Source organism: Kitasatospora sp. NPDC056651 (assembly GCF_042792155.1).
GTDB lineage: Bacteria > Actinomycetota > Actinomycetes > Streptomycetales > Streptomycetaceae > Kitasatospora.
Genome location: NZ_JBHTWX010000084.1, coordinates 1 through 25,370, shown reverse-complemented (window position 1 = coordinate 25,370; position 25,370 = coordinate 1). Strand labels below are relative to the sequence as shown.

Here is a 25,370-nt window from a genome sequence, read left to right as displayed (position 1 = left end):
TCACGGCTGCCTGAAGGCCCCCGGACGCCCTTTCGTCCGGGGGCCTTCGCGTGAGGGCCATTGCGTGAGGGCCATTGCGTGTGGCCATTGCGTGAGGGCCATCGCGTGGAGGCCTTCGCGTGGGGCTGGTGCGCTGGGGCGGGCTACCGCGCCGTGGCGGGCTCCGCCGCCGGATCCGGCTCCCCGGGCGCTCCCCGCCGCGGGCGGGCCAGGCAGGCCACCGCGGTGGCCACCGCCGCCAGCAGCGCGCCGCCCGCCACCGTGCCGTGCAGCCCGCTGGTGACGGCCTCGCCGACCGCGTCCCGCACGGCCTCGGGCAGGCCGGCGAGCGAGGCCGGGGTGAGCCCGCCGCCGCTGGTCAGGTGGGCAGCCTCGGCCGGGCTCAGCCGTGCCGTCAGGGAATCGGTCAGCCGTGCCGTGTAGACCGCGCCGAGGGCGGCCATCCCGAGCGAGCCGCCGACGCTGCGCAGCAGGGTGACCACGCCCATCGCGGCGCCCATGTCCTGGCGCGGGACGGCTCCCATCGAGGTCAGCAGGGTGCTCTGCATCAGCAGGCCGATGCCGACCCCGGCGACGGCGGTCAGGGCGGAGGCGAGGGCGATCGGGGTGCCGGTGCCCAGGAGCAGCAGCAGCGCGGCCCCGGCCAGGGCGAACGCCCCGCCCAGCAGCGGGTAGCGGCGCTCGCCGCCCGGCCGGCTCATCAACCGGGCCGTCAGCAGCTGGGTGCCCATCATGCCGAGCATCAGCGGCAGCAGGAGCAGGCCACCGGCGGTCGGCGAGGCGCCCCGGACGAACTGGAGGTACTGCGGGAGGTAGCCGATCAGGGCGAGCATCACGGCGCCGGTGAGGAAGCCGAGGACCTGCGCCACCGTGAAGTTGCGGTCGCGGAACAACGCGGGCGGGATCAGCGGCCCGGGAACGCGCAGTTCGGTCCGGGCGAACCAGCCGAGCGCCGCCACCGCCACCACGGCCGCCCCGAGGATCCACGGGGACGTCCAGGCGTACTCGGTGCCGCCCCAGCTGCCGACCAGGGTGAGCGCCAGGATGCCGGTGGTCAGCAGGACGACGCCGGACCAGTCGAAGGGCGCCCGCACCCGTTCCGTCCGCGCCCGTTCCGTCCGCAGCCGCACCCCCGCGCCGACCGCGAGCAGCGCGAGCAGCCCGACCGGCAGGTTGACGTAGAACGCCCAGCGCCAGCTGAGCCGGTCGGTCAGGAAACCGCCGAGCAGCGGCCCGCCGACGAAGGCGATCGGCATCAGCACGCCGATCACCGACTGCACCCGGCCCCGGTCGGAGGCCGGGACGAGCACCCCGATCACCGAGAGCGCGCCGACCATCAGCCCGCCCGCGCCGACGCCTTGGAGCGCCCGGAAGGCGATCAACTGGCCCATGTCCTGCGCCAGTCCGGCCAGCATCGAGCCGACCAGGAACAGCACCACCGCCCACTGGTAGGCACCCTTGCGCCCGTAGAGGTCGCCGAGCCGGCCCCAGAGCGGGGTGGCGGCGGCGGAGGTCAGCAGGTAGGCGGTGACCGCCCAGGAGAGGTGCTCCAACCCGCCGAGGTCGCCGACGATGGTCGGCAGGGCGGTACCGATGATCTGGCCGTCGAGGGCCGAGAGGAAGATGCCGAGCATCAGCCCGATCACGCCGAGCAGCGGCGGCTTGGGCGGCTCGGGCGGCTCAGCCGGCTCGGGCGGCTCAGCCGGCTCGGCCGGTGGTTCCGTGGTCGCCGGTTCTACGGCCGGTTCCGTGGCCATGGTGTTCGCCCCCCTTTTTCCGGCTTCGCTCAGGCTCAGGCTCAGGCCGCGAACGGGCGGGCCTGCCGGGCGTCGCGCAACGCCTCGGCCCACCAGGCGAGTTGGTCGATCATGGTCTTGGCGGCGGCGTCGGCGGCCGGGTCCTTCGCCGCGCCGTCGGCGTCGAAGCACTGCGCGGCGCCGTGGAAGCTGACCGTGTTGCGGATCGTCGCCGCGTTCAACTCGGCCATCACCACCCGCAGCTGCTCGACTGCCCGGAGGCCGCCGGACAGGCCGCCGTAGGAGACGAAGCCGACCGGCTTGCCGTGCCACTGCCGGTTGTGCCAGTCGATGGCGTTCTTCAGCGGGGCCGGGAAGCTGTGGTTGTACTCGGGCGTGACGAACACGAAGGCGTCCGCCGCCTCCAGCCTGGGCGACACGGCGGCCAGCAACTCGGCGTCGCCCTGGGCGAGTTCGCCGCCGAAGGACGGGAAGGTGGTGGGCAGCGGGGTCTCCACCAGGTCGATCCGGTCGACGGTGAGGTCGGCGCGGGCTTCGAGGTGGCCGAGCAGCCAGTCGGCGACCACCGGGCCGAAGCGGCCGTCGCGGGTGCTGCCGAGCACGACGGCGACCTTCAGGTTCTGCGCTGCGGGCTTCTGCTCCGTGGACTGCTCCGTGGACATGGGAATCCCCCTCCGTGACGGCCGATGTGTACGGCGCATCGGTTACGGATACAACGTACACATCGGCGCGTACGCCGTCCACCTCCGATACGCCGTACACACGGAAGTGTTACCGTGGACCCGACCCCCTCGCCGAAAGGAGCCCGCCCCGTGCCCGCCCAGCAGGCCCCCGGCGGCGACAGCGACAAGCCCCAGGTCTCACTCTGGGAACGCCTGGACCGCCCGACCCCCGCGCCGCGCACCACCCTGACCCCGCACCGGATCGCCGAGGCCGCCGTCGCCATCGCCGACGCCGAGGGCCTGGACGCCGTCACCATGCGCCGACTGGCCGGGGACCTCGGCGTCGCCCCGATGGCCGCCTACCGGTACGTCTCCGGCAAGGACGAACTCATCGAGCTGATGGTCGACTTCGTCTACGGCCGGCTCCCCCTGGACGCCCCCGCCGAGGGCTGGCGGGACACCATGCGGACCCTCGCCCGCCACCTGCGGGCGATGCACCTGGCCCACCCGTGGACCGTCCGCACCTCCACCCCGTTCTCCCTCAGCCCCAACCAACTCGCCGTCCCCGAGCGCGCGTTCGCCGCCCTCGCCGAGCACGGCCTGGACGCCGACACCACCATGGCGGTGTTCCGCACCGTCACCGGATACGTCCACGGCTCGGCCACCACCGAGGTCACCCTGATCGCCCTCCGCCGCGAACACGGCTGGTCCGACGGCGACCAGACCCGGGCCGGCCTCGCCCCCCGGATGACCTGGCTGATGAACACCGGCCGCTACCCCAGCTACCAGCGCTACCTCTACGAGGCCACCCGCAAGGACGACCCCGACTGGCAGTTCGAGACCGGCCTCGACTGCGTCCTCGACGGCATCGCCGCCCACTTCGCCCTCTGACCGGCCCGCATGCGAGACGGCTCACGCCCCCAACCGCGCGGCGACGGCGCCCAGTCGGCCCATCGCGTGAGCGACGCCGAGGCCGTCCATGTAGTCCCGGACGTGCACCAGCAGGCCGTCACGGGCGCGCATCACCAGCAGGCCCGGCAGGGTGAACGGCTCACCGGTGGTGGCGAGGGTGCCGACCACCTGCTGTTCGACGGTGAGCACCTCCGGGTCCGCACCCGGGTGGACGGCCACCTCCCGGATCTCCGTCGGCCGCGCCGCGCTCGCGCCCCAGGCCGCCCGGTAGCCGGCCCGGATCTCCTCCCGCCCCCGGTACCGCTCGGGCATCCCCGGGAAGAGGAACGGGAACTCGTGCACCCCGTCCTGCGCGTACAGCCCGGCCAGGGCGTCCGCGTCCAGGTCGAGCATCGCCCGCCGGTAACGGGCGAGCAGGTCGAGCGGGCCGGGTGTGGTGTCGGGGGTGGTGTCGGACATGGCTGGGATCCCCTCGTACGGCGGGCAGGGCGGGCCCGATCGGGCCCGCCCGCAAGCCCAGCAAAGCGGGCCATCGGCGGCAACCGGTTTGCCTGATCACGCAGGAAGTCGGCCGGTCCGACTTCTCGCGCAGTGGCGGGCTGCCGGGGACCGCTACCCGGCCGCCGGCCGCTCGCCCGCGATGACCAGGCGGTACCCGTAGTCCATGCTGTCCCGATCGAGCAGGTCGGCGTTGCGCCGGTGCCACTCCCCCGAGGCGAGGTCGGCCCGCAGCCGTTCGATCGCCGGCTCCACCACCTCCGGCGGCAGCGTCGCGAAGGTCGAACTGGCCTGTCGGACGGTCGGGTCGAGGTAGAGCTCGGGCCGTCGCCAGTAGGCGACCTGGAAGCCGTCGGTGAAGTCGTGCGGGATGCGGAACGGCAGCACCGTGTGCGCGTCCAGGGCCTCCACCACCTCGGCGAGCGGGGTGAAGCGGCTCTCCTCCAGCGCCCGGATCTCCGGCAGGTAGTCCTCCAGCATCCACAGCTGCGGCCGGTGCGCCGGGTCCCAGGTGAACACCACCTGGCGCCGGGCGACGCGCCGCAGTTCGGCCAGCCCCTGGTGCGGGTCCGGCCAGTGGTGGACGGTCAGCACGGCCATCGCCGCGTCGAACGCCCCGTCCGCGAAGGGGAGTCGCGAGGCCGAAGCCTTGACCTTCCGCCGCCCCGGATGCTGATCGAGCATGACCTGCGAGGGGTCGACGGCCGTGACCTCGGCTCCCTCCGGCTCGTACGACCCGGCCCCCGCCCCGACGTTGACCACCGTGCGCGCCCCGCGCAGCGCGGACGAGATCAGCGCGTCCAGCCTCGGGTCCGGCCGCCGGATCCGCCGGTACCCGACACCGATCCGGTCGTACGCCGCCGGTGCGTTCACGTTCCCCAGGTGTCCCATCCGCCCAGCCCAGCAAACGAGCCCGCCGACGGCAAGCGGTTCGATCGAACAGCCGCTCAGCGAGCCGCTCGCCGCCGGGTGCCGGACGGCCCGCGTCCACGGCCCGGTGTGAGGCGTGAGGCGGGTCCGGAACGGAGCCCGTCGATGTCGACCGTCGTCAGCGCCGCCTTCAGCGGCACCCCCGTCCCCGCTGCGGCGGTCAGCCGCTCCCGCACCTCGCGCGGTGTGCGCGGCCGCCAGCCGGGCCCGTCGCAGCAGCCGGAGTGGAACGTGACGCCCGCGTTCAGCAGGGCGGTCAGCGCCCGCCACCCGGCGGTGTCGCTCCGCTTCGGCACGGCGAGGTCCTGGCCCGCGTCGATCAGCCCTCCACCGCAGCGCGGGCATCGACTCGCCCACGCACCACGCTTCTTGAACGAGGAACGGCAGGACACGCATACGTGATGCCGGTAGGGAGTCCCCCGTCGATAGCACATCGCACCAGTATCGCCACGCGCCTTCGCCTGGCCCAGCGATTATCGGAAGCGCCCAGGCGGCGACGCGACGCGGGAAGTCGGCCGGGCCGACTTCTCACGCGGCGGGCCGCCGCCCCGGCACGGCCAGGAACGCCAGACCCCCCGCCAGCACGGCGAGGCCGCACCACGAGACGCCCGGCAGCCGTTCGCCCAGGGCGGCCACCCCGAGCACGGCCGCGACGGCCGGTTCGGCGAGGGTCAGTGTGGTGGCCGTCTGGGCCGTGGTGTGCCGCAGGCCGTGGCCGAACAGGCGGTAGGCGAGGAAGGTGGTGACGACGGCCAGGTGCAGCACCACGCCCGCCCCGCGCGCCGAGAGCAGCCAGCCCGGCGACCCCCACAGCAGCACCGGCAGGACGATCAGCGCCCCGCCGCCGAACATCGCCCCCATCACCCCGCCCGAGGGGTGCCCGTGCGAGATCAGCCGCCCGCCGATCAGCGAGTACACGGCGTACGAGAGCCCCGAGAGCGCCGCGAGCAGCACCCCGAGGAGGTCCACCGCCGTACCGCCCCCGGCGAGTTCGGGGCCCAGCACGAGCACGGCGCAGCCGAGCACGGCGAGCGCGGTGGCCCCGGCCCACCGCCCGTCGGGCCGCCCCTGCCGGGCGAGCCAGCCGAGCAGCCCGGTGAACACCGGGGCGCTGCCGAGCGCGATCACGGTGGCCGCCGCCACGCCCGTACGGCTCACCGCCGGGTAGAAGGTGACCGGATACCCCGCCACCGCGACGGCGCCGGCCGCCAGCAGCCACCGCTCGCGGGCCGCGCAGCGCCGGGGCAGGGTGCGGGCGGTGCGGTCGGACAGGAACAGCAGCAGCCCGCCGAGCACCAGCCCGGCGGCCCCGATCCCGGCCGCCGGGGCGCCGCCGGGCGCCAGTGAGCTGGCCGTTCCGGTGGTGCCCCAGAGGACGGCGGCGATCAGGATCGGCACCGCGCCGCCGCGCGGGCGGGCAGGCGTACGGGCAGGCGTGCGGGCAGGCGTGCGGGCAGGCGAAGAGAAACGATTCGGCACAGTCGTGAACTTCCGTCGTCGAAGACCATCAGAGAAGAGGTTCCGAGAACGGGCGCACGCCATCGGCCCACGGCGGCCACCATCAGGCCGAGCCGGGGTCGCAGGGGATCAAGCCACCGGAGCGCGCGCCCGATCAGGCGCTGAGCGGTGGCAGCACGACGTGCCAGTACAGGTTCACGAGGCCGATACTACCGACCGTCCAGCACGAGAAGTCGGCCGGTCCGACTTCCCGTGCGGCGCAAACCGGCGAGGACCCCGAAGAAGCGCCCCACCATCACGCCCGCGGCTCGCCACCCCCGATGGCGAGCGCGAGCCTCCACATCCCGGTGGACGGATTGACCTTGTGCTCGTCGCCCGACGGAGCCAACTCCCTCGCCCTGTTCACGGCCGACCGCCAGTGCGGCTCGTAGCGCGCGAACTTCATGCCGGTCTTCTCGTATCCCGCCGCGAAGTGCTGATCAAGGTACGGGGCGAGTTCCCGGTAGGAATGAGCTTGGCGGCTGTGCTCTGCGAAATGCAGCAGGAGCCAGAGCTCGAAACACGGATTGGAGAACGCCACCTCGATGTTCTTCCGCCGTGCTCCAGCCATCGCCTCTTCCAGGTCGACGAACTGGTCGACGTCGAGAACGCACCAGGTCTCGTCGTACTCACCGCGGGCCTGGTCACGCAGCAACGCGGCATGGTCGACGACCTGGGAGGGCGACCTCGGGTGTTCGACGATCTTCAGGGAGACCGCGGAATTCCGCGCGCTGGACTTGAGCCCCTGAAGGTAGTCGCGCTCGGTCACCTTCGCGCCACAGACCACCAGCAGCCGCTGCCGTGACTCCCGATGACCCGGCCTCCGGCTCAGCGACGTCTCAAAAGAGGGACGCTTACGCCCGCTCGGCTTCGTCGCCCTTGCCATCTTCGTCCCCCCGCGCCGCCACGGCGTTGGCAAATTCGTCATCGATGTACGGCACGCCGCCGTAGCTGCCGGCGAGGTACCGCCGCTCCCGGTTCTCCTCCTGGCGCGGCTTGAAGTCGGCGAGACCGAAGAGCTCCGTCTCGCCGTACTCGTTCTTCTCCACGAACCAGACCTGGTCCCGCCGCAGGATCTCCTCTCCGCCGACTCGGCCGAGCAGGCTGGCGTCATGCGAGGTGAAGATCAGCTGGGCGCCGTTCGGGTTGGTCGTGGAATTCTGGAAGAGCCCGATCAGGCGCGCGGTCAGAATCGGATGGAGACTCGAATCGATTTCGTCCACCACAAGGGTGCCGCCCCGACGGAGCGCCCCCATGAACAGGGGTGCCTGCCGCACCAGCGCCTGCGTCCCCTCCGACTCCTCGCTCAGGTCCATCCTGACGATCCCGTCGCGTCCGTGATGACCGATCCACGGGCGCAGAGCCATACGGGAAACCCGCCCGTCGACTTCCGCCGTGACCCACGTCGTGTTCCGCCCGTGGCGCTCCGCATCGAACGGGACGCGCTCTGCGCCGCATTCCGCGATCCCGAGATCCGCGGCGCGCAGCAGACCGATGAGCTCGGGATACCGATCCGCCTGTTCGAGTATCCGACCCCCCATCCTGAAGTAGTCACCGAGGCCGCGCCGGCTGAACCCGAGGTTTCGAGCGAACCAGTCGTACACCGGCCGGAAGTCATGCTGCCGGGAGCGGGCCGCGAGGGACATGAAGAGGACGTTGGGCTCGGTGATGTTCTCAACCGCCTCCAGCTCCCGCCGCTGCTGCGAGTCACCGATCTCCAACCCGTCGGCCGAACGCTCGAAGATCTTGCGCTTCCTGCCATGGGGATAGCTGTGCAGCCACTCGTCGACCACCTGCTCGTCATCGACGCTGAACCCGTAGGTGTAACGGATCCCGTCGATCAAGAGGTCCACCACGTACCACGACGGCTCGCCCCGCGCGGCCTCGTCAAGGCGAAACGGGTGACGGGTCACGCCCTCGTCCGGTTCGGCGTCGCGGTGTGAGTCGACGACCATCTTGCTCATGTACCTCAGAGCATCGATGACGTTCGACTTCCCAGCGGCATTCGCTCCGAAGATGCCCGCCACGGGAACCGCTTCCCAGTGCGTCCCCGGCGGCCTGTCAGCTTCGTAGACCGGGTTGAGCTGGAGCGATTGCTCCTCTCTGATCGAGCGGTGGTTCGCGACCCTGAAGTTCAGCAGCATCCGTGATCCCCCCTTCGCGGGCTGTCAGGCCTTTCCGTGCCAGTGAATCGCGCGATCAGGCCTTCTGCAAGCCTGAACAGGCTGCCACGGCACGATGACACGGCCGCACGAGAAGTCGGCCGGTCCGACTTCCCGTGCGGCGCCCCGCAGCACGCGCCCCAGCCGCCCCGGGTGGGGGCGCGCCGCGTCGCGCGCGCAACCGGTGGCGGGCCGCGAGTCGTGGCCGAGTGCCGTCGGAGCCCTACGCTGGGTGGTCGGCCCGTCGGCTCGCCGAGAGGAATCGCCCATGCGCCGCACCCGCCTCGCGCTGTCCCTGGCCCTGGCCGCCGTGGTCGGCTCCGCCCTGGTCGCCGTCGACGTCGCGCGGGACGAGCCGTACCTGTCCGTGACCCTGCCGGTGGTCCGTGACCCACTGGCCCAGCAGAAGCTCCACGCCATGACGGACCCGGTGCAGGACTGGGTGGAGTCCGGGGATCCGGCGGCGGCCGGGTACGCCGGGACGGTGATCGACGCCTCGAACCTGCACGCCGACCTCTACTGGAAGGGCGAGGCCCCGGCGAAGGTCCGGTCGCTGCTCGACGCGCACGCCGACGCCGGCTACACCGTCGAGGTCCACCCGAGCCCGTACTCCCGCGCGGAGATGCGCGCCGCGATCGACCGGTTCACCGCCGCCGTGGCGCGCGACGCGTGGACGTCGATCGGCCCGCAGGAGGACGGGGCCGCCATCGCGATCACCTACGCGCGGGCGAGGGCCGCGCGGTTGACCGGCGGTGACGCGGCCGAGCTGGCGTACTCCCGGCGGGCCGCCGAGCTCGCCGGGATGCCGGTGACGGCCGGCGTCGAGGAGGTGCCGGTGGCACTGTCCGGCGGCCGGCACTCCGACGGCGCACCGTACTTCGCGGGTGCCGAGGTGAACACGGCGAAGGCCTCGTTCTGCTCGACGGCGTTCAGCGGGTGGAAGGGCGGGACGAAGGTGGTGCTGACGGCGGCGCACTGCGGCAGCGGCCGGTACTACAACGGCACCGGCAGCTACATCGGGGACCTGTCCTCGGTCGGTGACGGCCTGGACGTCGGCATGATCGCCGTCAACGGGAACGGCGGCGGCCGGTTCTACGACGGCGCCTGGTCGGACGGCGGCGGCTCGTCCCGCCGCACGTACGGGGTCGGACGCAACAACGTCGGGGACCTGGTCTGTCTCAGCGGCGCCCAGTCGGGGTGGAGGTGCGACGTGCAGGTCAAGCGGGTCGACGTGGAGACGACGAACGACGAGGGGACGAAGATCAGGCCGGTGGACGTCGCGGAGTCGAAGGGCGGCGACCGCCGGGCGATCGCGGCGAAGGGGGACAGCGGCGGCCCGGCACTGGCGAACCCCTCCGGCACGAACGGCGACATGGAGGCCCGGGGCGTGATCGTGGCCGCCCGCTCGGAGGTCGGCTGCCCGAGCGGCTCCACGGCCCACCCGACCACGTGCTATTCGCAGGTGATGTACGTGCCGATGACGCCGGTGGTCAACCGGATGGGCTTCTCGATCTCCTGACCCCGGGCGGCAGCAGCGCGCGTGAAGCGCGAGATGTCGGCGAGGTCGACTTCTCGCGCAGGCGCGGGCAGAGCTGCTGTCGGCCTGGCGGGGTAGCGTGGTTGACGATCTGTCATGTCACCACGAGGGAAGCGAGGTCCACATGGTCAAGGTGCGAGTTCTGGTGACAACGGGGATCGCGCTCACTCTCGCCACCGCCGCCGGGTGCTCCAGCGGCAGCCCATCGGACCGGGCCGCGCCGACCGGCGCGATATCCGCGGTCCCGACACTCACCGTGGCCGCGACGGACTACCTGCCACGGCCGACGCCCACCCCGGTCGCCCCGAGCATCGATCCGTCGATCGTCCTCGGCAGCGCCCTCAAGGCGTACCTGCCCACTGCGGAGACCGTCCCGTCGGGCTGGACCCTCAACACCAAGCTCGGCCCCGCCACCCCGCACGACAGCGGGGCACAGGTCCTCTCCGGCACCACGGGGCTGGGGCCCACGGCGCCGTGCGGTGTCATGAACAACATGACCGTTCTGGACGGCGAGGCCGCGTACGCCAGCCAGCAGATGCGGTCCACCGACGGCAACGAGTACGCCGCCCTGGTGACCGTGGACTCCTTCCGCACCGGGCAGGCGGCGCAGCAGCTGGCCGTCATCAGGGACTTCGCGGCGCGCTGCCCGTCGTTCACCGAGAAGGGCACGGGCACCGGCCACAGCGATGTGGAAGTGCGCCTCGTCGCCAAGCCGCTGAACGGGCTGGGCGACGAGGCGCTGGACTTCAAGATGCTCCCGGAGGGGAACTACCTGGGCAACGAGACGGTCCTCGTCCGCATCGGCGATCGGGTGCTGAACCTCCGGTGCGGCGCCGACAAGTACGGCGACTTCCCCGACACGGCGGCGCTGGCGCAGGAACTGGCCAAGCTCGTCAAGTAGTCACCCGTGCGGGTTGGCCGGGGTGGGGAGGGCGAGTTCGGCCCAGGTGGTCTTGCCGATGTGGCCATCGCTGCGGGGGAGGCGGGGGGAACATCCACTCGACGATGTCGACGGGCTGGGCAAGCATCAGATTCCTTGGGAGTAAGGAAGGCTTCGCTCAATCGTGAAAGTGGCGGGGCAGTTGCAGAAAAAAGGGGGGCGTTCGCGCCCGAAGCTCAAGCCGCGCGGGCCGAGTGACCCTCAATGGAACGGTGGGGTAACCACCCCCCAACCACCCCCGCACGCAGCAGATATGACTTATCGTCACAGCTTTTCCACAGGCAGTTCGGCCATGTAGCGTTCCCAGCAACGAAACAACCCCCGCCGGTGCTACCAACACCGAACGGGGGTCTGACCGGCACGATCGAAATGCGAGCTCGATCCTGTGGCTACCCACAACCCTACCGCCATGGCCGCCCCCGGATACGGCAAGCAGTCCGCGCCGGAGCAACTCCCCCGCTCCGCCACCGACTTCGCCCACCTCCCGGCCCGCGAGGCCTACCTCGCCTCGCTCATCGACCACCTCCCCGACGGCGCCGCCATGGACGTCAAGACCCTCGCCGCCCTCCAGCCCCACTACGGGCAGATGGCCTGCCGCACCGCCCTCAACAACCTCTCCACCGCAGGCCACCTGCGCCGCGTCCGCGAACGCCTCAGCTCCAAGGAATGCCGCTGGGTGTTCCACACCTACTTCTCCCGCACCCCCCGCTCCGACGCCTGGTGGGGCCGCTTCCTCACCGCCGGCGGCGAAGGCGGCAGCGGCGACGGCACCCACCGCACCGGCGACAGCGGCGACACGTCAACACCCGCCGCACCCGATCCCCCCGAAGAGCGAACGCCCAACCACACCCCCCTCCCCTCGGCCGCCTACACCGCCCTCGCCGGCCTCGGCCTCACCGACCCCCGCCTCTCCCTCTCCGCCACCGACTGCACCGCCCTCGAACCCCTCGCCGCCGAATGGTTCGCCCGAGGCACCACCCCGGCCCTCTTCACCAACGCCCTCACCGGCGACCTCCCACCCGACGTCCACAGCCCGGCCGGCTTCACCCGCCGCCGCCTCCTCGAAAAACTCCCCCCGGACCGCTCACGACACGACCCCCACCCAAGCCCCCAACCACAGACCCGCATCATCGAATGCACGGCCTGCCGCACCCCCTGCCGCCCCCAAGCCCTCCTCGGCGGCCTCTGCCGCACCTGCCGAGGCACCCCCACAACCCCACCCCCGCCCCGCCAACAGCTCTCCCCCGCCGCTGTGCGCCGCCACGCCGCCCGAATCCGCCAAGCGATGGCCACATCGCCGGGATCGTGAATATTCACAGGCCTCAGTGTGAACCTATGCGAAATCCCAAGGTGAACTAGGTAACAAACCTTTCATTCAAAGCCACCTGGTTTGCCCACATGCTGAGATCCGTGCGATAGTCAAGGCAGCCCAACGGCGGGCGACACAGCGCGCCGACCTGGGCTGATGACTTCGGCGGGCCCGACCTGGCACTGCCGACGCCCATCGCGCGGCACGCACCCCCTTGGCCGGCGCGATGACTTGCAGGGGCCCCCATCCGCCGGACCACGGCGAATCCGGGGGCCCTGCGTGTTTTCCGGCCGAACCGCGGGCACCCGAGCCCTCAGGGCCGCTCGCGCACCTTCAGCTCGAACCACACGCCCTTGCCCCGCGGCAGCAGGTCCGCCCCCCACCGGTCGGAGAGGTCGTCGACGATCCGCAGCCCCCGCCCCCGCTCGTTCACCGGCTTCGCCTCGGCGAGGATCATGCAGGGCAGCGCCCGGGACGAGTCCCGGACCTCGACCCGGAGCCAGCCGGGCTTGCGGCTGACGTGCAGCCCGATCGTGCGCCCGGCCGCGTGCCGGACGGCGTTGGCCACCAGCTCACCGGTGAGCAGTTCCCCTGCCTCCAGGTGCTGGTGGAGCTCCCAGGACTCCAGGACGGAGAGCACCAGCCGACGCGCCACCGGGGCCGACTCCGGCCTGGACGGCAGCCGCACCTCGTTCGGCGCGGACGGGTCCCGGAGTCTTCCGGAATACATCTCCTCCAGTTCCGCCGAGCTGAGCCGTTCGAGTGCCGAGAGCCCGCCCTGGACGCCGATCCAGGATGCCTCGGCCACCGCACCGGCCCCGGGAACTGATGACTGATCTGTTTCGCCCCAACCCGCCATGCGGACCATCATTGCGGAACGCAAGCAGCCGCGTACGGACAATGAGCAAACGATCTCTCCGAGTCGGCATATGCCGGAAGCAAGAGAGGGTCGACCCGGACCGACTTTCGTCAAGCCCGGGTTGACCAGACCCCCCCTTCAGCAGCCGTTTACCAGCTGCCCCACGGGATGTTCCAGCCACTCAGGCCGTTCGCCGGGTCGAGCGTCTCCTTCTTGGTCGAGTTCTTCACGACCATGACGTCGCCGACCAGCGTGCCGTCGTAGAACTTGCCCATCGTGGTGCCCGAGCCGCCGCCCTTCACGTCCCGCAGGCCCACGCAGCCGTGGCTGACGTTGTCCTCGCCGAACGCGTCGCTCCAGTAGTTGCCGTGCACGTACGTGCCGGAGTCGGTGAGCCGCATCGAGTGCGGCACCTGGAGGTCGTACGGCGCGCCGGTCATGCCGGGCATGGTGCTGGACTGCATCCGCACCACGCCCTCCTTGGACATGACCACCATCGTCCCGTTCCAGGTGGGGTGTTCGGGCGAGCCGGAGGTGATGTCGATCTCGCTCGACTGACCACTCTGTACGACCGTCATCTTGTGTGCGGCGGCGTCAACCGTCGAGATCTGGGACCGCCCGATCGTGAAGGGCTCGTCCCGGTCCGCGCCGTACACCCCCGGGGCGATCTCCACGCTCTTCAGCCGGTAGTGCACGACCACCTTCGTCCCGGGCGCCCAGTACTGCTCCGGACGGAAGTCCAGCCGGCGCTCGTCGAACCAGTGGCCCTTGACCACGGTGCCGTTGCCGGTCTCGAAGGTGATGCCCTTCACGACGTCGTCCTTGTTCTTGACGTCCTTGCCGAAGCTCACCGAGACGATCATGCCGACGCCGTAGGTGGCGTCGTTGTCCACGTTGTCCGAGGCCTTGGTGAGCGCCGTCGGCGTCAGCGTGGTGAAGTTGCTGTCCGCCGTGGCGACCGCGCCCTCGGCGTCCGCCGCCATCGCGCTGACCCGGTAGGCGGTGCCGACCTCCAGACCGGCCGACGGCGTCCAGGAGGCGCCGTCGGCGGAGATGGCGCCGGGCACCTCCTTGCCGGTCCTGTCGCTCACCTTCACGGTGGTGAGCTTGCCCCCGGTGGCGCCGATCCTGAGCGCGTTCGGCGCCACGTCCACCGCACCGGCCTTGGGCTCGATGCTCACGGCGGCCTTGGAGACCTTCGGCACCGCGCCGGCGGCCGCCGCCGTCGGCTTCCCCCCGGTACCGGCGCCGGCCGCGCCGGCCCCCAGGTCGGCCTTCGCCGCGCCGCCACCGCCGCCCCCGCAGGCCGCCGTCAGCGTCATCGCCCCGCCGACCAGTCCGACGGCCACCACCCTGCGTATCGACCGCATCGTCGACTCCCTCCCTCAGAAAAACCCGAGAAACTCCCCGTTGGACCCGACGGACCCGATCGGTATACGCATCCGGTCACCGAAAAGGTTGCGCCGTTGGTGCGGCTCGCCGCCCCGGAAACCGCGGCGGCCCGACCCCAACGAGTGAGGGGCGGGCCGCGCGGCGGGTGACTCGCCACAGGGCCCGGACTACCGGGCCCAGGCCCCCTCCTTCGAGAGGGCCTATTTGCGGGTAGGGCCTACCAGTTGGCCCAGTCCACGTTCCAGCCGCCCAGCCCGTTGGAGGGCGCGACGGTCTTCTCCTTGGTGTTCACGACCTTGATCGGGTCGCCGATCAGCGAGTCGTTGAAGAACTTGCCGGCGACCGAGCCGTCACTGCCGCCCTTGACGTCCTGCATCGAGACGCAGCCGTGGCTGGCGTTGGACTTGCCGAACGGGCTGGCCCAGTAGTTGCCGTGCACGAAGGTGCCGGAGGTGGTCAGCCGCATGGCGTGCGGCACGTCCTTGATGTCGTACTCGCCGCCGAGGCCGACGGTCTGCGAGTTCATCCGGGTGACCTTCTCCTTGGACATGACCACCATGGTCCCGCCCCAGGACGGCGTGGCGTCCGCGCCCAGGGTGACCGGCACGGTGGTGCTCTGGCCGCCCTTCTCGATGGTCATCTGGTGCGACTTGGCGTCCGCGGTGGAGATCATCGAGCGGCCGATGGTGAACGGCTCGTCCTTGTCCACGTCGCCGTAGACGCCCGGGGCGATCTCGACGTTCTTCAGCCGGTACTTGACGGTCACCTTGGTGTCCGGCGCCCAGTACTGCTCCGGACGGAAGTCGATCCGCTGGTCGCCGAACCAGTGGCCCTTCACCACGGTGCCGTTGCTGGTCTCGAAGGTGATGCCCTGGACGACCGCGTCCTTGTTCTTGACGGCCTTGTTGAAGTTCACCGAGACGATCATGCCGACGCCGTAGGTGGCACCGTCGCTGATGTTGTCGTTGGTGGAGGCCTTCTTCTCCGGCGTCAGCGTGGTGAACGTGGTGGTGGACGCGGCCACCAGGCCCTCGCTGTCCTTGGCCTGGGCGTTCACCTTGTACGCCATGCCCACTCCGAGCGGCGCCGCGGGCTTCCAGCCGCTGCCGTCCGGGGTGATCGCGCCCTCGACCGGCTTGCCGTCCTTGTCGGTCACCTCGACCGTGGTGAGCTTGCCGTTCGACACCGCCACCTGGAGGCCGTTCGGCGCGACGTCCTGGGCACCGTCGGCCGGCTGGACCGCGAACACCGCGGCCGAGGGCTTCGTCGAGGCCGCCCCCGCCCCGTCCGCCGCCGGCGCCGAAGCCGCGTTGCCGCCCCCCGAACCGCCCGAACCGCCGCCCTTGTCGTCGCCACAAGCCGCGGTGAGCAGCAGCACCCCACCCATGACCAGCGCCATCGCACTCCGCCGCGCGTAGCGGTTGGTGGTGCGTATCGCTGCGCCGGCCGTCTTCCCCGTCTTCACGGTTTCTCCCCTCCCGGTATTCACTCTCTTGACGCGTTGAGTGCCCCCATAAGTTGCACCGGACCTCGATCTTTCGGGCCGGGCTGGCGACGCGCCGGAGCAGGATAACTAAGCCATCCGGGTGAAACCTGGGAGGAGCCGAGTTGACGATGAGTGAAACCGGTGTGAAGACGGTCCAGACGGGTGGAAATCGGCGGGAAGAGGACCGGAAGGGCACAGCGGAAGGACCGGACGGGCAGAAAAGAACGGTCCGGCCGGCACCGGGCCGGCCAGGGCCTAGCGCAGCGCGCTCCCGGCCACCCACTGCTCCCACGGCACGTTCCAGCCGTTCAGCCCGTTGTCCGGCGGCACCAGGTCACCGGAGGAGGCCTTCACCTCCAGCACGTCCCCCGGGACGGTGTGCTCGAACAGCCAGCCCGCCGGGGAGTCCTTGCTCGCCCCGTCCTTGACGTCCGCCAGCCCGATGCACCCGTGGCTGGTGTTGGCGGTGCCGAACACCGCCGGGTCCGCCCAGTAGTTGCCGTGCACGAAGGTGCCGGAGTTGGTCAGCCGCATGGCGTGCGGGACGTCCTTGATGTCGTACTCGTCGCCCATCCCGACGGTCTGCGAGTTCATCCTGGTCACCCTGTACATCTCCGACACCACCATCACCCCGCGGTAGGTGGAGTGCTCACGGCTGCCGCCGGAGACCTTGAGCACCCGGAGCACCTTGCCGCCCTGGCCGGCCCGGACGGTCAGGGTGTGGGCGTCCAGGTCGACGGTGGAGACCTGCGCTCGGCCGACGGTGAAGTGCAGGTCCCGGCTCTGGGTGCCGAAGTGGCCCGGCGCGCCCTCCACGTCCTTGAGCCGGAGCGCCACCGTGACCCTGGTACCGGCCGCCCAGTACCGCTGCGGACGGAAGTCCAGCCGCCGGCCGTCGAACCAGTGCGCGGCCACCGGCACCGGCGGGTCCGCGGTGACCTGGACGGCCCGCTCCACCGCCGCCCGGTCGGTGATCGGACGGCTGAAGCGCAGCGAGACCGGCATGCCGACGCCGACGGTGGAGCCGTCCTCCGGGGTGAAGAAGGCCACGAAGGTGTGCGCCCGGGCGACGGTCGTGAACTCCGAGTGCTGGGCCGCCTTCTGGCCCTGGTCGTCCTCGGCGACGGAGTCCAGCGTGAACGCCGTCCCGAGCGGCAGCGGGCCGTCCGGCGCCCAGCCGGTGCCGTCCGCGGCGATCGTGCCGGGCACCTCGGTGCCCTTGGCGTCGGCGAGCCGGACGGAGACCAGCCGCCCCTGCGCGACGGCCACCCGCACCGGGCCCTCCGGCCGCACGCCCTGCGTGCCGTCGGCCGGCTGCGCGGTGAGCACCGCCCTGGACGGCGCCGGCGGCGCGGTGTACCCGCCCGCCGCGGCCGCGTCCCCGTCCGGCACCACCGGGTCGCCGCACCCCGTCAGGACCGCCAGGCAGCAGGCCACCGCCGCCGCGCCCCGCGCCCACACCCGTCCTCGGCGCCGCATCCCGGGGCCCTCCCACTGTTCACGTTTCGACACCGGGGACAACGAGGGGCCTCCCGGCGAAGACACGCCGGACCCCCGGCCGGCCACGCCCCCCTCGCCGCCATCCGCCGGTAAGCCCCCGTTCAACGGCTTCCGGCCCGCCCAATCCGGGAAAGAGAGGTGGGCGGGGTCCGGGACACCCCGTCCAGGGAGGGCAGGCCATGGCGTCAGGGCAGGAGCTGGAAGCCGGAGCACCGCCGGACGGCCCTCCGTGGCCCGGCAGCTGGCAGCCGCTCGGCGCCCGCTACCGCGCCGACCGGCTCGGCCGCCACGGCACCAACTTCGCGCTCTGGGCGGGCGGCGCCGAGGCCGTCGACCTGTGCCTGTTCGACGAGGACGGCCGGGAGAGCCGCCACCGCCTCACCGAGCAGGACTTCCAGGTCTGGCACGGCTTCCTCCCCGGCGTGCGCCCGGGCACCCGCTACGGCTTCCGCGTGCACGGCCGCTGGGACCCGTGGACGGGTGCCCGCTGGAACCCGGCCAAGCTGCTGCTCGACCCGTACGCCCGCGCCGTCGACGGCTGTTACGCCTCGCACGACGCCGCCTGCGCCGCCGTCCGCAACTGGCCCGAGGCCGAAGTCGCCGACACCGTCCGGGACAACCGCGACTCCGCGCCCCACGTGCCCCGGTCCGTGGTCGTCCACGACGACGACGACTGGTACGACGACCACCGCCCGAAGACCCCCTGGGCCGAGACGGTGCTCTACGAACTGCACGTGCGCGGCTTCACCATGCGCCACCCCGACGTCCCGCCGCGGCTGCGCGGCACCTACGCCGGCCTCGCCCACCCCGCGGCCCTCGCCCACCTCACCCGCCTCGGCGTGACCGCCGTCGAGCTGCTGCCGGTCCACCAGCACGCCAGCGAGGACCACCTCCAGGCCCGCGGGCTGGTCAACTACTGGGGCTACAACACGATCGGCTACTTCGCCCCGCACGCCGGCTACAGCGCCTCCGGCTCCCGCGGCGGCCAGGTCGGCGAGTTCAAGCGGATGGTCCGCGCCCTGCACGCCGCCGGGATCGAGGTGATCCTCGACGTGGTGTTCAACCACACCGGCGAGGGCGGCGAACTCGGCCCGTCGCTCTCCCTGCGCGGCATCGACAACGCCGCCTACTACCGCCTCCCGCCGCACCGCCCGCGCGGCTACGCCGACTACACCGGCTGCGGCAACACCCTGGACACCCGCCGCCCGCAGGTGATCCGGCTGATCACCGACTCGCTGCGCTACTGGGTCACCGAGATGGGCGTGGACGGCTTCCGCTTCGACCTCGCCGCCGCCCTGGCCCGCGGCGGCTCGAACGGCACCGCCGACGTCGACATGGACCACCCGTTCCTCGCCGCCGTCGCCCAGGACCCGCTGCTCAGCCGGGTGAAGCTGATCGCCGAGCCCTGGGACGTCGGCCCGGGCGGCTACCAGGTCGGCGGCTTCCCCCCGCCGTGGGCCGAGTGGAACGACAAGTACCGCGACACCGTCCGGGACTTCTGGCGCGGCGCCCGCCCGGACGTCCGCGAACTCGGCTACCGCCTCTCCGGCTCCTCCGACCTCTACCAGCGGGCCGGCCGCCGCCCGTACGCCTCGGTCAACTACGTGACGGCGCACGACGGTTTCACCCTGCGCGACCTGGTCTCCTACGACCGCAAGCACAACGAGGCCAACGGCGAGGACAACCGGGACGGCACCGAGGACAACCGCTCCTGGAACCACGGCGCCGAGGGCGAGACCGCGGACCCTTCGGTCAACGCGCTGCGGCTGCGCCAACTGCGCAACCTGACGGCCACCCTGCTGCTCTCGGCGGGCGTCCCGATGCTCACCGCCGGGGACGAACTGGGCCGCACCCAGGGCGGCAACAACAACGCCTACTGCCAGGACAACGAGGTCGGCTGGCTGGACTGGTCGCTGCTGGCGCAGCCGGACTGGCGGGAGCTGTGCGACCTCACCGCCCGGCTGGTCCGACTGCGCCGGGCCCACCCGGTGCTGCGCCGACGGGCGTTCTTCTCCGGCCGGGCCGCCACCCCGGGCGGCCGGCCCGACCTCGCCTGGTTCACCCCGCGCGGCCGGGAGATGACCGAGGCCGACTGGTTCGCGCCGACGGCCTGCCTCGGCATGCTGCTCTCCGGCACCGCGATGTCCGAACGGGACGAGGCCGGGCGGCCGCTCGCCGACGACAGCTTCCTGCTGCTGCTCAACGCGGGCCACCGGCCGGTGGTGTTCACCCTGCCCGGCGAGCCCTGGACGGCGCCGGCCCCCGGGTGGGAGTCGGTGGTCGACACCGCCGCCACCGGCCCGGACGGGCCGCCCCCGCGCGGCACCGTCCCCCTGGCCGGACGCTCGCTGCGGCTGCTGCGCGCGCCCGGCCAGGACTCCCCGGCTCAGCTGCCGGCCACCCCGATCGCGACGTTCTCCAGCACGCCGATCGCGTCCGGCACCAGCACCGCCGCCGAGTAGTAGGTGCTGACCAGGTAGGAGGCGATCGCCTTCTCGTCGATGCCCATGAACCGCACGTTCAGGCCCGGCTCGACCTCGTCCGGGATGCCGACCTGGGTCAGGCCGACCACGCCCTGGTTGTCCTCGCCGGTGCGCATCGCGATGAACGAGGTGGTCTGCTGGGCGGACACCTGGATCTTGTTGCACGGGAAGATCGGCACCCCGCGCCAGGTCGGCCGCTGCTTGCCGAGGACGACGGCGGTCTCCGGGTAGACGCCGGCCCGGTTGCACTCCCGCTCGAAGGCCGCGATGGCGCGCGGGTGGGCGAACAGGTAGTCGGTGTCACGGCGCATGCTCAGCAGCTCGTCCAGGTCGTCCGGGGTGGGCGCCCCGGTGCGGGTCTGGATCCGCTGGTCGAAGTCGGCGTTGCCGAGCAGCCCGAACTCCGGGTTGTTGATGATCTCGTGCTCCTGCCGCTCGCGCAGGGCCTCGATGGTCAGCCGCAGCTGCTCCTCGGTCTGGTTCATCGGCTTGTTGTAGAGGTCCGCGACCCGGGTGTGCACCTTGAGGACGGTCTGCGCGACGCTCAACTCGTACTCGCGCGGCTTGAGTTCGTAGTCCACGAAGGCGCCGGGCAGCTGGTACTCGCCCTGCCGGCCGGCCGAGAGGTCGATCTCCGCCTCGCCGTGGTCGTTCTGCGCCTGCGCGGCGTCGGCGGCGAAGCCCAGCAGCTGCTCGCGCAGCGCCTCGGAGCGCTCGATCAGCTCCTGGAGCACCGGCCAGGACAGCGCCATCACGACCCCGGAGGTGGCCGCCTTCACCGTGTACGGCCAGGTGCCGCCGCCGTCGGTGATCGCCTCGTCGCCGATGTGGTCGCCGTCGGCGAGCGAGCCGAGTTCGGCCTGCTCGCCGTACTTGCCGGTGCCGACCCGGTCCACCTTGCCGTGCGCGATCAGGAACACCTCGGTGATCGGCGAGCCCTCCTGCACCAGGACGTCGCCCTGCGTGACGTCCCGCTGCACGAACCGGCGGGCCAGCTCGGCCAGCACCTCCTCGTCCTCGAAGCCGCGCAGCGCCGGCACCTCGGCCAGCGAGGCGGGGATCACGGACACCGACGAACCGGTCTTGGCGAAGCTCACCCGGCCGCGTCCGGGGGCGTAGCTCAGCCGGCGGTTGACCCGGTAGGTGCCGGCGCTGACCTGCACCCACGGCAGCATCTTGAGCAGCCAACGGGAGGTGATCTCCTGCATCTGCGGCTTCGACTTGGTCGTCGTCGCCAGGTTCCGCGCCGCGGTCGTGCTGAGGCTGAGCTGGGCCCGTACCTGCACGGTTGCGGAGCCGGGCCCGGGGGTGGGTTCGGTTTCGACCGTCATGTGCTCACTCCTGTCACTCGCGTATCCATGTGCATCCGTCAGGAGATGTCATCGGCCGATCGGCAGGTGCTCGCAAGAGGCGCGCGGCGCACTCGTCCCTGCACGAACGGCGGTGCACGCCCCTCGTTCCGCGCCTACTCCGTCCGTTCGGGTGGCCGGTTCTCGACGGGCGGGACCGACAGGGGCGAAAAACCGGATGAGAAGTGACGGCCTCTCCGCCTACCCTCACCGCGATGGCCGAGAACCGACAAGACACCGAGAACACGGCCCCGGAGGGCCCCCGAGCCGACGGGACCGACCGCCCCGTGCCCGCGCCGCGGCACTCCGCGGTCCGCTCCCTGCTGCGCCTGTGGCCGTACGCCCGTGCCGTCCGCGGCCGGCTGGCGGTCTCGGTGACGGCCGCCTCGATCGCCATGGTGAGCACCCTCGCCGTCCCCGTGGTCCTCGGCCGGATCGTGGACGGCCCGCTGGCCGAGCACGACCTGGCCGGCCTCTGGCCGCTGGTCGGCCTGCTGCTGGGCCTCGGCCTGTTCGAGGCCGCGCTGTTCTACACCCGCCGGGTGGTGCTGGCCCGCCCGCTGGCCGGGCTGGAGACGGCGATGCGCGGAGACCTGTTCGCCAAGCTCCAGCGGCTGCCGATCTCCTTCCACGACCGCTGGGGCTCCGGCCAGCTGCTCTCCCGGGCCACCGCCGACATGTACACCATGCGGCTGTTCCTGGCCTTCCCGCTGGTCTTCCTGATTGTCAACACCGTGATGTTCCTGGCCGGCACGGTGGTGATGTTCACCCAGGACTGGCGGCTCGCGCTGATCGCCCTGGCACCCTTCGTACCGCTGTTCCTGTTCACCCGGCAGTTCGAGGCCGGGTACTCCTCGGCCTCCCGCCTCGCCCAGGACCAGAACGGCGACATCGCCACCGTGGTCGAGGAGTCCGTCCTCGGCATCCGCATCCTCAAGGCCTTCGGACGGCACCGCTCGATGGCCGAGCGCTTCCGCGCCCAGTCCCAGGAGCTGCGCCGCACCGAGCTGCGCAAGTCCCACCTGCTCGCCAACCTCTGGGCGATCACCGTCGGCCTGCCGGAGCTCGCGCTCGGCTGCGCCCTCGCCGTCGGCTCCTACCTGGTGGCCCACGACGAGCTGAGCGCCGGCACCCTGGTCGCCTTCCTCTCCACCGCGCTCGCCCTGCGCTGGCCGGTCGAGTCGCTCGGCTGGCTGCTCGCGTACTCCAACGAGGCCGCCACCGCCACCGACCGTTTCTTCGAGGTGATGGACGAGCCGGACGACCCCGAGACCGGCACCGCCACCGCACTCGGCGCCGCGGACGGCATCCGCTTCACCGGCGTCCGCTTCCGCTACCCCGACGCCCCCGAGGACAGCCCCGACCTGCTGGCCGGCATCGACCTGCACATCCGCAGCGGCGAGACGATGGCCCTGGTCGGCGCCACCGGCAGCGGCAAGACCACGCTCACCGCGCTGCTCCCCCGGCTGTACGAGGCCACCGCCGGCACCATCACGCTGGACGGCCGGGACATCCGCGAGCTGCCCCGGCAGCGGCTGCGCGAACTCGTCGCGGTCGCCTTCGAGGACCCCACCCTGTTCTCCGCCACCATCCGGGAGAACGTCCTGATGGGCGCCCCCGGCGCCGACGAGGAGCAGCTGCGCTCCGCCCTCGCCACCGCCCAGGCCGGCTTCGTCGAGAAGCTCCCGCAGGGCGTGGACACCGAGGTCGGCGAGCAGGGCCTGAGCCTGTCCGGCGGCCAGCGCCAGCGCCTCGCGCTGGCCCGCGCGGTGGTCGGCGACCCGGCCTTCCTGGTCCTGGACGACCCGCTCTCCGCGCTGGACGTGCACACCGAGGCCCTGGTCGAGCGGGCGCTGCGCGAGGTGCTCGGCACCAGCACGGCCCTGGTGGTCGCCCACCGGCCCAGCACCGTGCTGCTCGCCGACCGGGTCGCGGTGCTGGCGGACGGCCGGATCGAGGCCGTCGGCACCCACCAGGAGCTGCTGCGCGACTGCGCGCACTACCGGGAACTGATGTCGGGCGAGGCCTCCCTGCTACCCGAACGGACCAGCGCATGACCACCACCGCCGCACCCGTGCAGGCCGGGCCCGCCGACCCGGCCGAGGAGGAACTGCCCTCGGCGCCCGCCGACGAGGAGGACATCCCCGTACCGCCCGGCGCGCCCGGGGCGCTGCTGCGCTCGCTGCTCGGCCCGCACCGGGCCCGGATCGCCGTCGCGATGCTGGTGATCATGGTCCAGCAGGCCGCGCTCCAGTCCGGTCCGCTGCTGGTCGCGGTGGCGATGGACCGCGGCATCCCGGCGCTGCGCGAGCACGACTCCGGCCCGCTGATCGCGGTGGTCGCGGCCTACCTGTTCTGCGCCCTGTTCGGCCCGGTGCTCCAGTGGGCGTTCATCAAGATCAGCGCCCGGGTGAACCAGGACGTCGTGCTGGACCTGCGCGGCCGGATCTTCCGGCACGCCCAGCGGCTCGGCCTGGACTTCCACGAGCGCTACACCTCCGGCCGGATCATCTCCCGCGCCACCAGCGACATCGACGCGCTGCGCGAGCTGCTCGCCGAGGGCCTCCAGGAGCTGCTGACGGTCGTCCTGTCGGTCTGCTACATCTCGGTGCTGCTGCTGGCGCTGGACTGGCAGCTCGGCCTGGTCTCGCTGGCGTCCGCCGTGCCGCTGGGCCTGGTCGCCCGCTCCTTCCGCCGCCGCTCCCGCCGGGTCTACCGGCGCTCGCGCACCTCGGCCGCCTCGCTGATCGTCCGCTTCAGCGAGACCATGAACGGCATCCGCCCGGTGCAGGCCTTCCGCCGGGAGAAGGCCAACGACGCCGCCTTCGACGTGGTCAACCAGCAGTCCGCCACCGCGACCGCGGACGGCCTGCTGGAGATCGCCCGCTACGTCGGCCTCTCCCGGGCCACCGCCAACCTGTGGACCACCGGCGTGGTGCTGCTCGGCGCCTACCTGGTCGTGGACGACGCGCTGGAACTGGGCGTGCTCACCGCCTTCGCGCTCTACCTGCGCCGGCTCTTCGACCCGATCGACCAGCTGGCGATGTTCCTGAACAGCTACCAGTCGGCCGCCGCCGCCCTGGAGAAGATCTCCGGCCTGCTCGCCCACGAGCCGACCGTCGCCGAGCCGGACGAGCCCGTCGAGCTGCCCCGGGCCACCGGCAAGGGCCGGGAGGCCGCCTTCGAGGGGACCCGCTTCGCGTACCGGACCGGCAAGGAGGTGCTGCCGCCCTTCGACCTGCTGATCCCGGCCGGCCAGACGGTGGCGGTGGTCGGCGCGACGGGCGCCGGCAAGTCGACGGTCGCCAAGCTGCTGGCCCGCTTCTACGACCCGACCGACGGCCGGATCCGGCTGGACGGCGTGGACCTGCGCGACCTCTCCGCCGCCGACCTGCGGCGCGGGGTGGTGATGGTGACCCAGGAGTCCTTCCTGTTCTCCGGCACCGTCGCCGAGAACATCGCGATCGGCCGCCCCGGCGCCACCCGCGAGGAGGTCGAGCAGGCCGCCCGGGACATCGGCGCGTACGAGTTCATCGCCGCCCTGCCGGACGGCTTCGACACCGACGTGCGCAAGCGCGGCGGCCGGATCTCGGCCGGTCAGCGCCAGCTGGTGGCCTTCGCCCGCGCCCTGCTGGCCGACCCGGCGGTGCTGATCCTGGACGAGGCGACCAGCTCGCTGGACATCCCCGGGGAGCAGGCCGTCCAGCGGGCGATGCGCACCGTCCTGGCCGGCCGGACGGCCGTGATCATCGCCCACCGGCTCTCGACGGTGGAGATCGCCGACCGTGTCCTGGTGATGGATCAGGGCCGGATCGTGGAAGATGGCTCCCCACAGGAGCTGATCGACGGCTCCGGCCGTTTCGCCACCCTCCACCGGGCCTGGCGGGACAGTCTGGTCTAGGGCTCCGGCCCGGGCCCCATGAATGTGCCCGTCCGGGTGCGCCGTCACGCACCCGGCCGGGCCGACCCACTTCCCCGTGGTGAACACGGGGGCGGCCGCGCCTCCGTTCACGGACGCGCGGGCGCCCCCGGCGGGGGGGCCGGGGGGGCGCCGCCGCCCCCCCGGCCGACCCCCCGGCGGCGGCGGCGCGGGCCCC

Annotated in this window: 20 protein-coding genes; 7 read left to right on the top strand and 13 right to left on the bottom strand. The window is 72.1% G+C overall.

The features are described from left to right. Positions 1-143 precede the first annotated feature (143 nt). Both ACFRAR_RS27590 and ACFRAR_RS27585 read right to left on the bottom strand, forming a co-directional pair. Positions 144-1,757, bottom strand: a complete 1,614-nt coding sequence (locus ACFRAR_RS27590) for an MDR family MFS transporter (RefSeq protein ID WP_380700910.1) — start codon at positions 1,755-1,757, stop codon at positions 144-146. A 41-nt stretch (positions 1,758-1,798) separates the two neighbouring features. Further along, positions 1,799-2,419: an NADPH-dependent FMN reductase gene (locus ACFRAR_RS27585; RefSeq protein WP_380700908.1), complete on the bottom strand. Its 621-nt coding sequence runs from the start codon at positions 2,417-2,419 to the stop codon at positions 1,799-1,801. A gap of 150 nt (positions 2,420-2,569) precedes the next feature. On the opposite strand from ACFRAR_RS27585, the gene ACFRAR_RS27580 reads away from it, so the two are divergent. After that, positions 2,570-3,310, top strand: a complete 741-nt coding sequence (locus tag ACFRAR_RS27580; protein WP_380700906.1) for a TetR/AcrR family transcriptional regulator — start codon at positions 2,570-2,572, stop codon at positions 3,308-3,310. A 21-nt stretch (positions 3,311-3,331) separates the two neighbouring features. Here ACFRAR_RS27580 and ACFRAR_RS27575 read toward each other — a convergent pair whose 3' ends face one another. The 6 genes from ACFRAR_RS27575 to ACFRAR_RS27550 form a co-directional block, all read right to left on the bottom strand. Then, positions 3,332-3,790, bottom strand: coding sequence for a nuclear transport factor 2 family protein (locus ACFRAR_RS27575; RefSeq protein WP_380700904.1), 459 nt, complete (start codon positions 3,788-3,790; stop codon positions 3,332-3,334). A 153-nt stretch (positions 3,791-3,943) separates the two neighbouring features. Next, positions 3,944-4,702, bottom strand: coding sequence for a class I SAM-dependent methyltransferase (locus ACFRAR_RS27570; RefSeq protein ID WP_380700902.1), 759 nt, complete (start codon positions 4,700-4,702; stop codon positions 3,944-3,946). A 74-nt stretch (positions 4,703-4,776) separates the two neighbouring features. After that, complete coding sequence (locus ACFRAR_RS27565) at positions 4,777-5,055, bottom strand: hypothetical protein (protein ID WP_380700901.1); 279 nt, start codon at positions 5,053-5,055, stop codon at positions 4,777-4,779. A gap of 232 nt (positions 5,056-5,287) precedes the next feature. Next, positions 5,288-6,157 carry an EamA family transporter gene (locus tag ACFRAR_RS27560; RefSeq protein WP_380700900.1) on the bottom strand — a complete coding sequence of 290 codons (870 nt, stop codon included), beginning with the start codon at positions 6,155-6,157 and terminating at the stop codon, positions 5,288-5,290. A 355-nt stretch (positions 6,158-6,512) separates the two neighbouring features. After that, on the bottom strand, positions 6,513-7,142 hold the full coding sequence (locus ACFRAR_RS27555; protein ID WP_380700899.1) for an RloB family protein: 630 nt from the start codon (positions 7,140-7,142) through the stop codon (positions 6,513-6,515). Next, positions 7,111-8,400: an ATP/GTP-binding protein gene (locus tag ACFRAR_RS27550; protein ID WP_380700898.1), complete on the bottom strand. Its 1,290-nt coding sequence runs from the start codon at positions 8,398-8,400 to the stop codon at positions 7,111-7,113. The genes ACFRAR_RS27555 and ACFRAR_RS27550 overlap by 32 nt, the downstream gene beginning before the upstream one ends. Before the next feature lie 286 nt (positions 8,401-8,686). Between ACFRAR_RS27550 and ACFRAR_RS27545 the strand changes: the two genes are divergently transcribed. The 3 genes from ACFRAR_RS27545 to ACFRAR_RS27535 all read left to right on the top strand — a co-directional run bounded on the left by ACFRAR_RS27545 (position 8,687) and on the right by ACFRAR_RS27535 (position 12,204). Then, positions 8,687-9,937 (top strand): hypothetical protein, encoded by a 1,251-nt coding sequence (locus tag ACFRAR_RS27545; RefSeq protein ID WP_380700897.1) that lies wholly within the window; start codon positions 8,687-8,689, stop codon positions 9,935-9,937. 163 nt (positions 9,938-10,100) lie between these two features. Next, entirely contained in the window at positions 10,101-10,856 is a 756-nt protein-coding gene (locus ACFRAR_RS27540) for a hypothetical protein (RefSeq protein WP_380700896.1), read from the top strand. Between the two features lie 448 nt (positions 10,857-11,304). Next, positions 11,305-12,204, top strand: a complete 900-nt coding sequence (locus tag ACFRAR_RS27535) for a hypothetical protein (protein ID WP_380700895.1) — start codon at positions 11,305-11,307, stop codon at positions 12,202-12,204. 313 nt (positions 12,205-12,517) lie between these two features. On the opposite strand, the gene ACFRAR_RS27530 is transcribed toward ACFRAR_RS27535, so the two are convergent. The 4 genes from ACFRAR_RS27530 to ACFRAR_RS27515 form a co-directional block, all read right to left on the bottom strand. Continuing rightward, positions 12,518-13,012, bottom strand: coding sequence for an ATP-binding protein (locus ACFRAR_RS27530; RefSeq protein ID WP_380700894.1), 495 nt, complete (start codon positions 13,010-13,012; stop codon positions 12,518-12,520). Between the two features lie 200 nt (positions 13,013-13,212). Continuing rightward, positions 13,213-14,433 carry an Ig-like domain-containing protein gene (locus ACFRAR_RS27525; RefSeq protein ID WP_380700893.1) on the bottom strand — a complete coding sequence of 407 codons (1,221 nt, stop codon included), beginning with the start codon at positions 14,431-14,433 and terminating at the stop codon, positions 13,213-13,215. Positions 14,434-14,672: 239 nt separating this feature from the next. Further along, positions 14,673-15,920, bottom strand: coding sequence for an Ig-like domain-containing protein (locus ACFRAR_RS27520; protein WP_380700892.1), 1,248 nt, complete (start codon positions 15,918-15,920; stop codon positions 14,673-14,675). Positions 15,921-16,196: 276 nt separating this feature from the next. Further along, positions 16,197-17,420, bottom strand: a complete 1,224-nt coding sequence (locus ACFRAR_RS27515) for an Ig-like domain-containing protein (RefSeq protein ID WP_380700891.1) — start codon at positions 17,418-17,420, stop codon at positions 16,197-16,199. Between the two features lie 200 nt (positions 17,421-17,620). Between ACFRAR_RS27515 and glgX the strand changes: the two genes are divergently transcribed. Then, positions 17,621-19,903 (top strand): glycogen debranching protein GlgX, encoded by a 2,283-nt coding sequence (gene glgX / locus ACFRAR_RS27510; protein WP_380700890.1) that lies wholly within the window; start codon positions 17,621-17,623, stop codon positions 19,901-19,903. Here the strand turns inward: glgX and ACFRAR_RS27505 are convergent. Further along, entirely contained in the window at positions 19,828-21,255 is a 1,428-nt protein-coding gene (locus ACFRAR_RS27505) for a family 2B encapsulin nanocompartment shell protein (protein ID WP_380700889.1), read from the bottom strand. The two genes, glgX and ACFRAR_RS27505, sit on opposite strands and share 76 nt — an antisense overlap. Before the next feature lie 233 nt (positions 21,256-21,488). Here ACFRAR_RS27505 and ACFRAR_RS27500 point away from each other — a divergent pair, with 233 nt between their 5' ends. After that, positions 21,489-23,330 (top strand): ABC transporter ATP-binding protein, encoded by a 1,842-nt coding sequence (locus ACFRAR_RS27500; protein ID WP_380700888.1) that lies wholly within the window; start codon positions 21,489-21,491, stop codon positions 23,328-23,330. Continuing rightward, positions 23,327-25,174, top strand: coding sequence for an ABC transporter ATP-binding protein (locus tag ACFRAR_RS27495; protein ID WP_380700887.1), 1,848 nt, complete (start codon positions 23,327-23,329; stop codon positions 25,172-25,174). The genes ACFRAR_RS27500 and ACFRAR_RS27495 overlap by 4 nt, the downstream gene beginning before the upstream one ends. Positions 25,175-25,370: the final 196 nt, after the last annotated feature.

Excerpts from the sequence above, each read along its gene's own strand:
- ACFRAR_RS27500 (WP_380700888.1), top strand. The coding sequence starts at position 21,489 with ATGGCCGAGAACCGACAAGACACCGAGAACACGGCCCCGGAGGGCCCC.
- ACFRAR_RS27535 (WP_380700895.1), top strand. The coding sequence starts at position 11,305 with ATGGCCGCCCCCGGATACGGCAAGCAGTCCGCGCCGGAGCAACTCCCC.
- ACFRAR_RS27555 (WP_380700899.1), bottom strand. The coding sequence starts at position 7,142 with ATGGCAAGGGCGACGAAGCCGAGCGGGCGTAAGCGTCCCTCTTTTGAG.
- ACFRAR_RS27585 (WP_380700908.1), bottom strand. The coding sequence starts at position 2,419 with ATGTCCACGGAGCAGTCCACGGAGCAGAAGCCCGCAGCGCAGAACCTG.
- ACFRAR_RS27525 (WP_380700893.1), bottom strand. The coding sequence starts at position 14,433 with ATGCGGTCGATACGCAGGGTGGTGGCCGTCGGACTGGTCGGCGGGGCG.
- ACFRAR_RS27545 (WP_380700897.1), top strand. The coding sequence starts at position 8,687 with ATGCGCCGCACCCGCCTCGCGCTGTCCCTGGCCCTGGCCGCCGTGGTC.
- ACFRAR_RS27575 (WP_380700904.1), bottom strand. The coding sequence starts at position 3,790 with ATGTCCGACACCACCCCCGACACCACACCCGGCCCGCTCGACCTGCTC.
- ACFRAR_RS27590 (WP_380700910.1), bottom strand. The coding sequence starts at position 1,757 with ATGGCCACGGAACCGGCCGTAGAACCGGCGACCACGGAACCACCGGCC.
- ACFRAR_RS27515 (WP_380700891.1), bottom strand. The coding sequence starts at position 17,420 with ATGCGGCGCCGAGGACGGGTGTGGGCGCGGGGCGCGGCGGCGGTGGCC.
- ACFRAR_RS27550 (WP_380700898.1), bottom strand. The coding sequence starts at position 8,400 with ATGCTGCTGAACTTCAGGGTCGCGAACCACCGCTCGATCAGAGAGGAG.
- glgX (WP_380700890.1), top strand. The coding sequence starts at position 17,621 with ATGGCGTCAGGGCAGGAGCTGGAAGCCGGAGCACCGCCGGACGGCCCT.
- ACFRAR_RS27495 (WP_380700887.1), top strand. The coding sequence starts at position 23,327 with ATGACCACCACCGCCGCACCCGTGCAGGCCGGGCCCGCCGACCCGGCC.
- ACFRAR_RS27505 (WP_380700889.1), bottom strand. The coding sequence starts at position 21,255 with ATGACGGTCGAAACCGAACCCACCCCCGGGCCCGGCTCCGCAACCGTG.